The organism is Flavobacteriales bacterium (assembly GCA_016124845.1).
GTDB lineage: Bacteria > Bacteroidota > Bacteroidia > UBA10329 > UBA10329 > UBA10329.
The window spans coordinates 52,815-64,971 of the sequence record WGMW01000051.1; the positions used below are offsets into that span (position 1 = coordinate 52,815).

13 protein-coding genes and 1 tRNA gene are annotated in these 12,157 nt (G+C 46.2%); 9 read left to right on the forward strand and 5 right to left on the reverse strand.

The genetic code is table 11. The annotated features are described in order from the left end of the window. Positions 1-172: 172 nt before the first annotated feature. On the forward strand, positions 173-406 hold the full coding sequence (locus GC178_16740) for a helix-turn-helix domain-containing protein (protein ID MBI1289216.1): 234 nt from the start codon (positions 173-175) through the stop codon (positions 404-406). A gap of 329 nt (positions 407-735) precedes the next feature. Here the strand turns inward: GC178_16740 and GC178_16745 are convergent. Next, positions 736-809, reverse strand: a tRNA-Met gene (locus GC178_16745). A gap of 214 nt (positions 810-1,023) precedes the next feature. On the opposite strand from GC178_16745, the gene GC178_16750 reads away from it, so the two are divergent. Genes GC178_16750 through GC178_16760 form a run of 3 tightly spaced genes read left to right on the forward strand, consistent with a single transcriptional unit; the run spans position 1,024 to position 3,744 of the window. After that, a complete protein-coding gene (locus tag GC178_16750; GenBank protein MBI1289217.1) occupies positions 1,024-1,398 on the forward strand; it encodes an SRPBCC domain-containing protein in 375 nt (124 codons plus the stop codon). Positions 1,399-1,423: 25 nt separating this feature from the next. After that, positions 1,424-2,089 carry a phosphatase PAP2 family protein gene (locus GC178_16755; protein MBI1289218.1) on the forward strand — a complete coding sequence of 222 codons (666 nt, stop codon included), beginning with the start codon at positions 1,424-1,426 and terminating at the stop codon, positions 2,087-2,089. Next, positions 2,086-3,744 carry a glycosyltransferase family 39 protein gene (locus GC178_16760; GenBank protein MBI1289219.1) on the forward strand — a complete coding sequence of 553 codons (1,659 nt, stop codon included), beginning with the start codon at positions 2,086-2,088 and terminating at the stop codon, positions 3,742-3,744. The genes GC178_16755 and GC178_16760 overlap by 4 nt, the downstream gene beginning before the upstream one ends. Here GC178_16760 and GC178_16765 read toward each other — a convergent pair. Next, positions 3,720-4,475 (reverse strand): glycosyltransferase, encoded by a 756-nt coding sequence (locus tag GC178_16765; protein MBI1289220.1) that lies wholly within the window; start codon positions 4,473-4,475, stop codon positions 3,720-3,722. The genes GC178_16760 and GC178_16765 overlap by 25 nt on opposite strands. Positions 4,476-4,543: 68 nt before the next feature. On the opposite strand from GC178_16765, the gene GC178_16770 reads away from it, so the two are divergent. Genes GC178_16770 through GC178_16780 form a run of 3 tightly spaced genes read left to right on the forward strand, consistent with a single transcriptional unit; the run spans position 4,544 to position 8,333 of the window. Then, positions 4,544-5,992, forward strand: coding sequence for an LptF/LptG family permease (locus tag GC178_16770; protein ID MBI1289221.1), 1,449 nt, complete (start codon positions 4,544-4,546; stop codon positions 5,990-5,992). After that, complete coding sequence (locus tag GC178_16775) at positions 5,967-7,160, forward strand: glycosyltransferase (GenBank protein ID MBI1289222.1); 1,194 nt, start codon at positions 5,967-5,969, stop codon at positions 7,158-7,160. Before GC178_16770 ends, GC178_16775 begins: the two co-directional genes overlap by 26 nt. 9 nt (positions 7,161-7,169) lie before the next feature. Further along, positions 7,170-8,333, forward strand: coding sequence for a glycosyltransferase (locus GC178_16780; protein MBI1289223.1), 1,164 nt, complete (start codon positions 7,170-7,172; stop codon positions 8,331-8,333). Between the two features lie 58 nt (positions 8,334-8,391). Here the strand turns inward: GC178_16780 and GC178_16785 are convergent, their stop codons facing one another. Further along, on the reverse strand, positions 8,392-9,252 hold the full coding sequence (locus tag GC178_16785; protein MBI1289224.1) for an alpha/beta fold hydrolase: 861 nt from the start codon (positions 9,250-9,252) through the stop codon (positions 8,392-8,394). Positions 9,253-9,266: 14 nt separating this feature from the next. Between GC178_16785 and GC178_16790 the strand changes: the two genes are divergently transcribed. Together GC178_16790 and GC178_16795 are read left to right on the forward strand one after the other, a co-directional pair. Then, entirely contained in the window at positions 9,267-9,821 is a 555-nt protein-coding gene (locus GC178_16790; protein ID MBI1289225.1) for a DUF922 domain-containing protein, read from the forward strand. A gap of 62 nt (positions 9,822-9,883) precedes the next feature. Next, on the forward strand, positions 9,884-10,975 hold the full coding sequence (locus GC178_16795; protein MBI1289226.1) for a site-specific DNA-methyltransferase: 1,092 nt from the start codon (positions 9,884-9,886) through the stop codon (positions 10,973-10,975). A 352-nt stretch (positions 10,976-11,327) separates the two neighbouring features. On the opposite strand, the gene GC178_16800 is transcribed toward GC178_16795, so the two are convergent. Continuing rightward, positions 11,328-11,909, reverse strand: a complete 582-nt coding sequence (locus GC178_16800; GenBank protein MBI1289227.1) for an MjaI family restriction endonuclease — start codon at positions 11,907-11,909, stop codon at positions 11,328-11,330. Beyond that, a complete protein-coding gene (locus GC178_16805) occupies positions 11,906-12,115 on the reverse strand; it encodes a helix-turn-helix domain-containing protein (GenBank protein ID MBI1289228.1) in 210 nt (69 codons plus the stop codon). The genes GC178_16800 and GC178_16805 overlap by 4 nt, the downstream gene beginning before the upstream one ends. Positions 12,116-12,157: the final 42 nt, after the last annotated feature.

The following is a 12,157-nucleotide window of genomic DNA, read 5'->3' on the forward strand; positions in this document are numbered from 1 at the left end:
GCACGCGTGAGATTTGCGCAACATGCAAGGAATATGATAATGACAAAGGAGACGGATTTCAATTCGATGACTTCTTATATAGGACATATAAGTCCTTTTGAGTCATCGAATGTAGAGAATATTAGGACTTATATATCCTATTCAATTGCCCTCATTGCCTGTTTTTTCGTTTATGATGAAACGAATTAGAAACGAGGCGCTCCTGAAGAGATTTGGCCAGAGACTACGAGAAGCACGCAACGCAAAGGGGTTGACCCAGGAAGTCTTTGAGGAAGAATTTGGTGTAGATCAAAGCCGATTAGGGCGTATCGAACGAGGCGAAGCAAATGTGACGCTGTCGTCCGCCAGCATGCTTGCCGATGCCGTTGGTGTACCATTGTCTCAATTGCTTGCAGAGAGCGAATAGCGGAACCTCCAATACATGTTCGAAACCACCACGCTATACGTGACTCATTTCCGAACAAGCATTTCCGGTTGACATCTGTTGAAACCAATTTGAAAATACTCTGTAGTTTCCAAAACCGTTTCGCAGGGGTGACTGCCTACCGCATACATCTAAACCGTTGATTGCCATCAACACGTTTACCTCCATGCTATGGCAGAGCCCTCCGCACGTTTGAGGCTCACGTCTCCTTTTGGGAGCGCGTCATGTAGATATTCAAGGTTTTCAGGCAGATGTTGTACCTATATTGTACCCAGAAATGACAAAGGCTCGGAAATCCGAGCCTTTGTTCGTAGCGAGAGGGAGATTTGAACTCCCGACCTCAGGGTTATGAATCCTGCGCTCTAACCAACTGAGCTACCTCGCCATTATTTCAACATTTTAAGAACTCCCGTCCGCCTCAGGCGGATATGAATCCTGCTCCGCCTTAGGCGGATACCTCGCCATTTTTGCGGCTGCAAATATAGTATCTCATCTTCCATCTACAAGCGGTAGTTTTCAACCCAAAGGATCACCTGTCGTAAATTTTTCTATATTGCCGTTCTATGCTTAGAACATAGGTTCTAACAATTTGATTTTCAATGAAGAAGATTGAAGCTGAATACACCGTCCACTCCTCACCAGGAGTACTTTACAATCGTCTGAGCACCGCCAGCGGACTTGCCGAGTGGTTTGCAGATGATGTGACCATCGATAAAGATGGTTTTTACCATTTCTCTTGGGATGGCGAAGAGGAAATTGCCAAGCTCGTCAGCAAGAAGAATTTGGAGTTCGTGAAATTCCATTGGATGCATTTGGATGAAGGAACCTTCTTGGAGTTCCGATTGAAGACCGATCCGTTGACAAAAGACCTGGCCTTGCTGGTAACCTTTTTTGCTGATGAGGATGACGAAGATGAGGCGCGCCTGCTTTGGGATAACCAAATAGATGACCTGCTTCACATTTTAGGAAGCTAAGCACAGAGCATTAATTTTGGCCTTGATGAATCTGAGGAAGGCCGTTGAAGACACCAGACCGATCGCCCTACCATTTGTGGTGGGGCTTTCCATTTACAGTATTCTTGGGCTTATCGTTTTTGTGAGCTTTGGCAAGGAAGGTGCGCACAAATTCCTGAATGCCTACCACACGCCTTACCTCGATCTGACCTTCAAATACATCACACACTTGGGAAACGGCCTGTTGCCCATTCTGCTGTTCCATCTTCTATTACTGGTGCGTTATTCTTGGGCCCTTGGGCTCGGAATTTCCAGTTTGGTGATGGGAGTTGTAGTGCAGACACTCAAACGCTCCGTTTTTGCAGGTGATCATCGCCCCGCCATGTTTTTTCCCGAAGGTGTTCTACCGCACATCGATGGTGTGGATCTGATGCTGAACTACAGTTTTCCATCAGGCCATAGTGCCACGGCTTTTTGCATCTTTTTCATGTTGGCCTTCTTCGTGAAACAGAAATGGGCCACGTACACTTTCATGGTTTTGGCACTGCTCATTGCATTCTCGCGTGTTTACATTTCGCAGCATTTCATTCAGGATACGGTTGTCGGTTCTTGGATCGGACTGGTGCTGGCCTACCTTGGTTATCTGTTCATCGTCCGCTACGCGGAAGAGAATCCGAGTTCGAAGCTGAACAAACGTCTGTGGCCGTCATGAACTGGAATCGGAACACGATCTCGGTGGCCATTTTCGTGGGTTCACTCCTACTCTTCGTTCCCTTTTTGGGAGGTTCGCATCTGTTCGATTGGGATGAAGTGAACTTTGCCGAAGCAGCCCGCGAAATGCTGGTCACGAAGGAATTCAAGTATGTACAGATCAACTTCAAACCGTTTTGGGAAAAACCTCCACTGTTCATTTGGATGCAGGCCGCAAGCATGGCCATTTTCGGGGTGAATGAGTTCGCTGCACGGTTTCCGAATGCCATCTGCGGAGCCATCACCTTGGTGCTTCTGTTCAACATCGGTTTTCGGCTTGTTTCCAAGAATTTCGGATTGCTTTGGATGTTGGTCTATTCGGGATCGATGCTGCCTCAGTTCTATTTCCGATCGGGAATCATCGACCCATGGTTCAACCTTTTCATTTTCGGAGGAATTCTGTTCCTGATCCGAGCGTCTGAAAAAGAGGTCATCAATAGAAAGGATGTCATTTTATCAGCCTTGCTGATCGGCCTTGCTGTAATGACCAAAGGACCGACAGCGTTGGGGTTGGTCGGTATTTCAGTGGTTGTTTATTTCCTGCTATCATTTAAAAAGCATCGATGGAATCTGATCGACCCGATCATCTATCTGCTGATTGTCTTCCTTGTCGGTTTCTCATGGTTTTTTGTGGAGATTCTCAGAGGGCAAGGTTATGTGGTTCAGGAGTTTATCGATTACCACATCCGTTTGTTCTCCGAAAGTGAGGCAGGCCACGGACAGCCGTTCTTCTATCATCCGTTGGTGTTGCTTATCGGTTGTTTCCCCATGTCGCTGTTCTTCATTTTCGGTTGGTTTGAGAAAACCGAAAAGACAGAAGCCGTCCGTCACTTCAGCAAATGGATGAGTATTCTCTTCTGGGTTGTTCTAATCGTTTTCTCCATCGTGAAAACCAAGATCGTCCACTACTCTTCGCTTACCTATTTCCCAATGTCATTTTTGGCGGCTTGGTCCATTTACCAGCTCATCAATGGAAAATGGAAGTTCCGATTTGTTCATTTGGCAGTTGTTCTGCTGTTCATCGGCCTGCTCGGAACAGCTTTCGTACTTCTTGGCATACTCGATCAGATCAAAGAACCGCTGTTATCGCTCCTCCAGCCGAACACACTGGCCTACGGAAATTTCAGTCAGCACGTGCCTGATGGCATTTTCGATCCGTTGATCGGCCTGTTTTTTCTGATTGCAGGAATGATCACCACATTCATCATTTACATCGGAAAGACACGTTCGGGAGTTGTTGGTCTTTTCGCCACCACGCTGATCACGGTCTCGCTCCTATCCATCTTCATTGCACCGAAAATTGACCGATACACACAGGTTTCCCTGTTCGATTTTTACGAAGAGAACGCAGAAATGGCTTACCTGCAACCGATGGTCTTTCATTCTTACGCGCATCTCTTCTACGGTAAACGAAAACCGATTCCTGTGAAAACCGATGACGAAGTGAAATGGCTGATTCTGGACAAGGTTGACCGTCCTGTTTACTTCATTTCCAGGTTGGAAGATGTGGAAACTACGCGTGGCTATTTCCCTCAGTTGAAGGTGATCGGTCAGAAAGGCGGTTACGCCATTTTGGTACGAACAGACGAGAATTATCCGTTTCGGGAAGTACCGTAGATCTTGAACTTGGCCAAGCCCCACATGTGCAATCGGTGCATGAGCGAGGTTTTCAGAACGCCCAATCCGTACGTAACGCTCCGGCTGAAATTGATAGAGGACGCCTCTTCAAAATACTTGGTCGGGCAGGTCACTTCACCGATCTCAAAACCAGCCATGAAAATCTGGCTCGTCATCTGATTATCGAACACAAAATCATCCGAATTCGCCTCAATATCGATCGCTTCGATCACCTCGCGCGAAAAGGCGCGATAACCCGTGTGATACTCTGAGAGTTTCTGATCAATGAGAATATTCTGCGTAAGCGTAAGAAAACGATTGGCGATGTACTTGTAGATGGGCATACCGCCTTTCAGCGCCCCTTTTCCCAAAATTCTGGAACCATAGGCCACAGGATAAACATCGTTGGCTATCATGTAACTCATGGAATGAATGAGCATGGGCGTGTATTGATAATCCGGGTGCAGCATGACCACAATATCCGCCCCTATCTCCAGCGCTTTTGCGTAGCACGACTTCTGATTACCTCCGTAACCACGGTTCTTTTCATGCTTCACGATGTGCTTGATTCCCAATTTACGACCTACTTCCACCGTATTGTCGGGGCTGGCATCATCCACCAGAACCACGTCATCCACAATATCAAAGGGAATCTCAGCGTAGGTGGTTTCCAATGTTTGGGCCGCATTGTAAGCCGGCAGTACTACAACTAACTTTTTACCGTTGATCATGGGCGGCAAATGTAGTTGATCGGCCTCAAGGTGTCGACCTGTATATTTGGCCTCGAAAGCACACAGACGTGAAGAAACTCCACAAATTGGTTCTTAGTTCGTATTTAGGGCCGTTCGTCATGACGTTCTTCATCTCGCTGTTCGTGCTTCTGATGCAGTTTCTTTGGAAATACATTGACGATCTGGTCGGAAAGGGTCTCGAATGGCACATCATCGCGGAGCTGATGTTCTACGCTTCGGCCAGTTTGGTCTCGTTGGCCTTGCCACTTTCTGTGCTCATCTCATCCATCATGACCATGGGCTCGTTGGGAGAACACTACGAACTGGTGGCACTACGCTCGGCAGGAATTTCCATTGGCCGTGTGATGTACCCGTTGATCATCTTCTCCATCGCCATCAGCGGGTTGGCGTTCTATTTCTCGAACAATTTGCTTCCCATTGCCAACCTGAAAATGGGAACGCTTCTGTATGATATCCGCCACAAGAAACCCACTATGGATCTTCGCCCCGGTATATTTTACAAAGGCATCGACAACTATGCGATTCGTATTGACGGCAAAGGCGAAGATGAGGTTTCTCTGTATGATGTGCTGATCTACGACCATACTGAGAACAAGGGAAACAATAAGGTGATCTCTGCAGATTCGGGGCGGATGGAATTTGAAGGAGACCGCTACCTACTGCTAACACTTTATGCTGGCAGCAGTTACGAACAGCAGGACAACCGCAGCCGAGATGAGCGAACGTATCCGCACATGCGCAATCAGTTCGAGAAGGAGGTCATCCGCTTCGACATGTCAGAGTTCAATATGCGCAGGAGCAGCGAGGACATTTTCAAGGACAACTATAGGATGCAAAGCCTTGGTCAACTCGTAAAGAACATCGATACGCTTGAGACCAACCTGAAAGACCGAAAGCTCAATTACTACGAAAACCTGAAGCGGAATTTCAAATTTCTACTGGCCGATTCAGTTTCAGACACGCTGAAGGTTACCCCTTACAAAACTGCGTTGGATATGTTTGACAAACCCCAGCATGCCCGCATTGCAGAAGCTGCGCTGAACATGGCCCGAAGCACCCGTTCCTACACGAATTCTGCTAAGGACGATGTGTTGGCACGCCTGACCCGCGTCAATCGATATTGGATAGAGGTACATAGAAAGTTTACGCTATCGATAGCATGCCTCATCCTGTTTTTCATTGGAGCGCCACTCGGAGCCATCATCCGAAAAGGAGGACTCGGACTTCCCACCGTTTTCTCCATCGTTTTCTTTCTCATTTATTACCTGCTTTCCATCACAGGAGAAAAATTTGCAAAAGAAGGCATGTGGACAGTGACTGAAGGGATGTGGCTTTCCTCTGCCGTTCTTCTTCCTGTCGGTCTGTTCCTGACCTACAAGGCCACCACCGACAGCAAGATCTTCGAGTGGGAATTCTATCTGCGACCTGTAAAGAAAGTGTTCGAGGCCATCCGTCAAAAGTTGAATCCAAGTGAGAATACTGCAGCTCAGTCCTAAACCGCCTTACCCGAAAGTGGATGGCGGCTGCGTGGCCATTGCTGCCATGACCGAAAGCATGCTTTTGGCCGACCATAATGTGAAAGTGCTGAGCGCGAGCACGCACAAACATCCGTTCAATTCACAAAAAGTTCCTGCTGATATTCTGGAAAGAACTGAAATGGAAGCTGTGAAAATGGATACGCGTCTCAAACCATTCGAGGCATTATCGAACCTGTTTTCGTCCAGTTCTTACAATATTGAACGATTTTTCAGTGAGGATTTTGAGAAGCGTTTGAAGGAGATTTTTCAGAAAGATGCGTTCGATATCATTCATCTCGAAAGCATTTTCTGCACGCCTTATTTGGATGTAATTCGCGCGCATTCCAAAGCCAAAATTGTTGTAAGAGCGCATAATATCGAGTTCAGAATTTGGGAGCAATTGGCCGAACAGGAAGCCAACCCATTTAAGAAATGGTACTTGAATTTGCTCGCTTCTCGATTGAAAAAATATGAAGTTGGCATTCTGAAGAAGGTGGATGGAATTGTAGCCATAACCAGAGATGACGCGAAAGGATTCAAAGAACTTGGGATCAGCGTTCCGATTGAAGTTGTTCCTATTGGAATGAACGTGAACGAGCTCGAAGCAAAACCTCTTCGATCGGACAGCATCCATCTCTACCATCTTGGTGCCATGGATTGGCTACCGAACGTGGAAGGCATCAATTGGTTTGTGAATGACATTTGGCCGAAGATCACAGAAGAATTTCCTGATGTAAAATGCTGGTTGGCGGGACGTGAAATGCCAGCTTCTCTCCTATCTCGTTCCTCTGGAAATTTGCAAATTGAAGGTGCCGTTTCGAGTGTTTCCGAATTCATTTCTGATAAGAATGTAGCGGTCATTCCATTGCTTTCAGGTAGCGGATTGCGCGTAAAGATCGTAGAGGCGTTGGCTTACGGAAAAGTGGTCATCACCACTTCGCTGGGCGCTACAGGAATTCCTTACGAGAACGGGAAGAACATCCTTATTGCCAACACGCCTGACGAATTTGTGAAGCAAATTCGAACATTGAAAGAAAGTCCGGAGCTCATTACTTCAATCGGAAATGAGGCCCGAAAACTGGCCGAACGGGAATTCGACCTGAAAAACCTCAGTTCAAAATTGACCTATTTTTACGCAAACCTGTAACCGACCGATTTGCGCCTTTTCGTTCTGCTTTCGCGATTTCCGTACCCGCTTGAAAAGGGCGACAAACTGCGCGCGTTCCATCAGTTGCGCATCCTTTCAAAGCATCACGAGGTTTTTCTCTGTGCGCTGCACGAAAATGACCTCAAACCTGAGTGGATCACTGAGGTGAAAAAGTACTGCGCTGAACTGGAAACGATTCGTATTTCTCGGTTCGGGCAATTCGTCAATCTTGGACTTTCCCTGTTCCATTCAGAACCGTTTCAGGTGGCGTATTTCTATCAGTCTACAGCACAGAAACGCGTTTCAGAAAGCATTGAAAAATGGAAACCTGATGCCATCTATTGCCAGCTTTTGCGCACGGCCAAGTTCGTAGAGAATGTGAACTCCATTCCAAAAACCATCGATTTTCAAGATGCATTCTCAAAGGGAATCGAACGAAGACTGGAAACCGATCCGTGGTACTGGAAACCGATTCTGTATTCCGAACTCGGCCGATTGAACCTCTACGAAAAGAAGGTTTTTGAAACGTTCGACCACTGCACCATTATTTCCGAACAGGACCGCGACCAGCTTCCTTTCGGTCAGCGAGATGAAGTGACCATTGTACGAAACGGTGTGGAACTGGAGGATTTCCAGCCCAGCTCTGAACCGAAAACGGTTGATGTGCTTTTTGCTGGAAACATGGGTTATCCGCCAAACGTGGATGCGGCCGTTTTCCTTGAAACCGAAGTGATGCCGCTGGTCAGAAAGCAAATTCCGAAAGCCAAATTGATGTTGGCTGGCGCACGGCCCGATCAAAAAGTGAAAGACCTTGCAAGCGAATTGACCGAAGTAACGGGCTGGGTGGACGACATTCGGGATTGCTATGCCAAAGCCAAGGTTTTTGTAGCTCCGATGATGATCGGAACGGGGCTTCAAAACAAATTGCTGGAAGCCATGGCCATGCGCATTCCGTGCATCACCTCTACTCTTGCCAATAACGCATTGCATGCAAAACCCAATGTGGAAATCCTTCTTTCCAAAACTGCAAGTGAATACGCGGTACAGATCATCGAACTGCTCACGAATCAGGAAAAAGCAGATCAGATCGCTTTAGCGGGACACGATCTCGTTACCGCTCATTTCAGTTGGGAAGGCGCTACGAAACCACTTTTGGACATCTTGAAATCGTAGAGACGCGATTCATCGCGTCTTTATAAATAGAGAAACATAGACGCGATGAATCGCGTCTCTACGAAATGGATGTGAAATGCTGGATGGTTGCGTCCAAAGCGATCTTGGTATCATTCGGCAATTCCACTTCCGCGAATGGATGTTTCCCTCCAAACGTGTGATTGCCATTTTCAATCAACTTCAATTTTGAATTGGTAGTCCATTCATTCAATTTCTCAGCGTATTCATAAGGAACGGTCTGGTCGTCAGTTCCATGAATAAAAAGAGTTGGAACCTGTATTTTGGAACATGCCATTTCCAGATCATAGCGTTCCTGCTGCGCGAAAAAATCCTCCACAAACTGATAATACATGGGCATTTGCTGGTTGGTACGGGCATTGGGGATGTAAACCACTCCTTCTCGCATCCAAACTTCAAGATCGGCCTGTGTGCGCTTCATATCTCCCACAGAATTCCACGTTGCCAACCCTTTCACCCGGTCATCTTCACTTGCTTTAACAACTGAAATGCCACCTCCGCGACTGTGTCCGAAAAGGAAGATCAGGTTTCTCTCAATAGGAGCATCTGGGAAGAGCGAACCATCAGAAATACCGTTGATCACCTGTTCGGTATCGAATAATTCCTTGTGGTAATTGTTGTTACCGAACGCTTCCAGATCGGCAAAATCGGTGGGCTGATCGATGGTCGTTCCATCATGGGTGAAGTTGAAGCTCACGAACGCAAACCCTGCCTTGGCGAGTTCCTCTCCCACTTTCGGGAAATGACCCCAATCCTTAAAACCTTTGAAGCCGTGAACAAAGATGACCACAGGCTGGTTCGTAAATCGGTCATCAAAACGGAGACCGACCGCCATTGGCCGATTTTCAGAACCTTCGATGATCGATGAAATAAGATGAACCATTTTCTGTTTTATAAGCATACGAAGTTAACGCCATGAGACCAATGCTGTTTTCCCTGTTCCTCGTGCTGTTCGCCTTGCAGAACGGCTTTTCGCAACCGAAAGATTGCAAGGATTGCATTGTTTGGTCTGAAGCGCGAGTTTTGAAATGGTCCGATTTCAGAGGAATGCCCAAGCGACTTTCACCGAACGAGGCATTGACCGACAGCGGCATGTCCATTGATCTGAAATGCGATGGAACGACCTCGAAAGCGGTTGTCACCTGCTACTTCAATCCGCACAATAGCTGGACCAAGGACAAACAATCGGCCTACCTGTTGAAACACGAACAAATTCACTTCGACATCACGGAGCTTTTCGTTCGTAAACTGCGCGCTCAGCTGGCCAACCTCGGGAACGATTGCGAAGCCCTTTCCAAGCACATTGACGAATACTACAAGCGCAATTACAAGGAATTTGTGGCCTATCAGGACCGCTACGACCAAGAAAGCGAGCACAGCCTGAACAAGGAAAAACAAGCTTACTGGGAACAAAAAATTGCGCGAGAACTGGCGGAGTTGAGCTCGTATGCCTCCTTGGCCAGTAATTGAATGTTCATAACTCCAATTGAAAATGTGAAGACTTTGAGTAACATCTGAGTATCTTGCAAGTTATGCAAACGCAACACCAGATCCTCATTTCCGATGCACGGGACATGTCTGTTTTGAAAGACGAATCCGTGGATTTGGTGGTCACTTCACCACCTTATCCAATGATCGGGATGTGGGATGAGATATTCTCTTCACAGAACATCAAAATCGGAGCAGAGTTGTCAAACGAAAATGGATTGGCAGCTTTTGAACTGATGCACAAGGAATTGGACAAAGTGTGGGATGAGGTTTTCCGTCTTCTCAGACCCGGAGGAATAGCATGTATCAACATTGGTGACGCTACACGCACTTTGAATGGCGAATTCCAACTATATCCGAACCATTCAAGAATTCTCAGTCATTGCATCAACATCGGATTTTCGAATTTGCCTAATATACTGTGGCGGAAACAGACCAACGCCCCGAACAAATTCATGGGTTCGGGCATGTTACCGCCTGGTGCCTATGTGACGCTGGAACATGAATACATCTTAATTCTCCGCAAGGGTGGTAAGAGGAAGTTCGAAACGAAATTGGATGCTAAAAACCGTTCTGAGAGCGCCTTCTTCTGGGAAGAACGAAACAGTTGGTTCTCAGACCTTTGGGATCTGAAAGGAATAAAACAGAAGTTGAACAATGAGCGAACGAGGGAACGTAGTGCCGCCTACCCATTTGAATTGGCCTATCGACTCATTAATATGTTCTCGGTAAAGGGAGACACTATACTGGATCCATTTGTTGGGACAGGGACAACCTCGTTAGCTGCGCTTACATCTGGAAGAAACAGTATTGGCATAGAGATCGATCCTGAACTGAAACATGTCATTCTCGGCTCATTCAATGAAACTTGCCTGACAGAATTCAACAATGTTGTACGGAAGCGTATTCTTGACCATCTGCGGTTCGTTTCAGAACGCACCGAGCAAAAAGGCCAAGATGCGTTCAAACATCATAATGCGAACTATGACTTTCCTGTTGTGACCAAGCAGGAAACTGACATCCTGATCAATTACATCGATTCCATAAAAAGGGAAAAAGAGGTTGTCTCAGCCACTTATCTCACAAAACCCGTACTGGACGTGATGAGCAAAGACAGTCTTTTTTCTACTATTTAGGCCAGTTGTTGCCGTTAAGTCGAGATTGATTTCTTCTCTGCCAACCTCTTTGTAATGCAGCAATGCGATTTTGAATGCCCTGAATTCTACGTTGTAGAGATTGAACAACTTCGTTCAATTCATTCTGATTATCTATCAAAAAATACCCTTGACTGTTACTTCCAATAGGATAATCGTGATTCAATATGCAATCAGCAATCAACGCACGAGTAGGTTCGTTTGTATTGCCATGAGACATGTGAAGATTGTTTTCAATGAATTGTTCCCGTTTGCGAATTACCCCTACCGTCTTGTAAGAAATTCGCTAATTGTTGAGGTGTTGCCATTTTTAAAGTGTTTATGATTTTTCTAATCAAAAATCATAATAAATGACCAAACCATCTTTCTTCTTCTCATAGAAGACCATCTGTACAGCTATCTCCTCCACCAAATTCCCCTTTGACTGATAGCTCAGAGGTTTGATGCTCACAGGCACGTAGCCTATGTAACCATCAATTCCTTGGCTTTCCTCGCTTGGATTTGCGAGACGGTAGTTTTCACCTTTCGCCTCGGCTATCTTCTTCAGAATTGCTTCTTGAAACCTTAAACCCACAAAGGTCTTGTTCACAACAAGATCTTCAACCCATCGCTCGATCATCCCCCGATCAATCAATAATATGGACTTCTGAAAGTTCTTGACCATATCATAAATCCTGTCGGTCGCATTCTGAATAGCATCTGGGTTTCGTTCCTTGTACCAAACTTCCCAACTCTTGATGTCGTTCCCAGTAAACTCCTGAATCAGTTCACTCATCTGACCAACGACCTTTGGCCTCGTTCCCTGAGCGTTGGAATTCGCCAAATTCATCAATTGAGTGGTGTACTTTGGGAACGCAATAGTTTCGCCAACCACCAACTCATGAATCTCGTCATTCTTGATTTTCAGTTTTTTCATAGTCCCTCAAAAAGTTGTTCCAACCGTAATTCCAACCCACTGGCGATCTTCTCAATGTTCAACAGCGAGACATTCCTTTTACCAAGCTCAATACCAGCAATATAGGTTCGGTCAAGTTCACAGATGGCCGCAAACTTCTCCTGACTGAGACCTTTCGTCTTTCTCAGCACACGTATTCGTTCACCTAATTTTATGCGAATGTCCATCTGCTAAAATTGACTGAATGCAGTCAATGATACAACGGACTA

Excerpts from the sequence above, each read along its gene's own strand:
- GC178_16740 (MBI1289216.1), top strand. The coding sequence starts at position 173 with ATGATGAAACGAATTAGAAACGAGGCGCTCCTGAAGAGATTTGGCCAG.
- GC178_16750 (MBI1289217.1), top strand. The coding sequence starts at position 1,024 with ATGAAGAAGATTGAAGCTGAATACACCGTCCACTCCTCACCAGGAGTA.
- GC178_16755 (MBI1289218.1), top strand. The coding sequence starts at position 1,424 with ATGAATCTGAGGAAGGCCGTTGAAGACACCAGACCGATCGCCCTACCA.
- GC178_16760 (MBI1289219.1), top strand. The coding sequence starts at position 2,086 with ATGAACTGGAATCGGAACACGATCTCGGTGGCCATTTTCGTGGGTTCA.
- GC178_16765 (MBI1289220.1), bottom strand. The coding sequence starts at position 4,475 with ATGATCAACGGTAAAAAGTTAGTTGTAGTACTGCCGGCTTACAATGCG.
- GC178_16785 (MBI1289224.1), bottom strand. The coding sequence starts at position 9,252 with ATGCTTATAAAACAGAAAATGGTTCATCTTATTTCATCGATCATCGAA.
- GC178_16790 (MBI1289225.1), top strand. The coding sequence starts at position 9,267 with ATGAGACCAATGCTGTTTTCCCTGTTCCTCGTGCTGTTCGCCTTGCAG.
- GC178_16795 (MBI1289226.1), top strand. The coding sequence starts at position 9,884 with ATGCAAACGCAACACCAGATCCTCATTTCCGATGCACGGGACATGTCT.
- GC178_16800 (MBI1289227.1), bottom strand. The coding sequence starts at position 11,909 with ATGAAAAAACTGAAAATCAAGAATGACGAGATTCATGAGTTGGTGGTT.
- GC178_16805 (MBI1289228.1), bottom strand. The coding sequence starts at position 12,115 with ATGGACATTCGCATAAAATTAGGTGAACGAATACGTGTGCTGAGAAAG.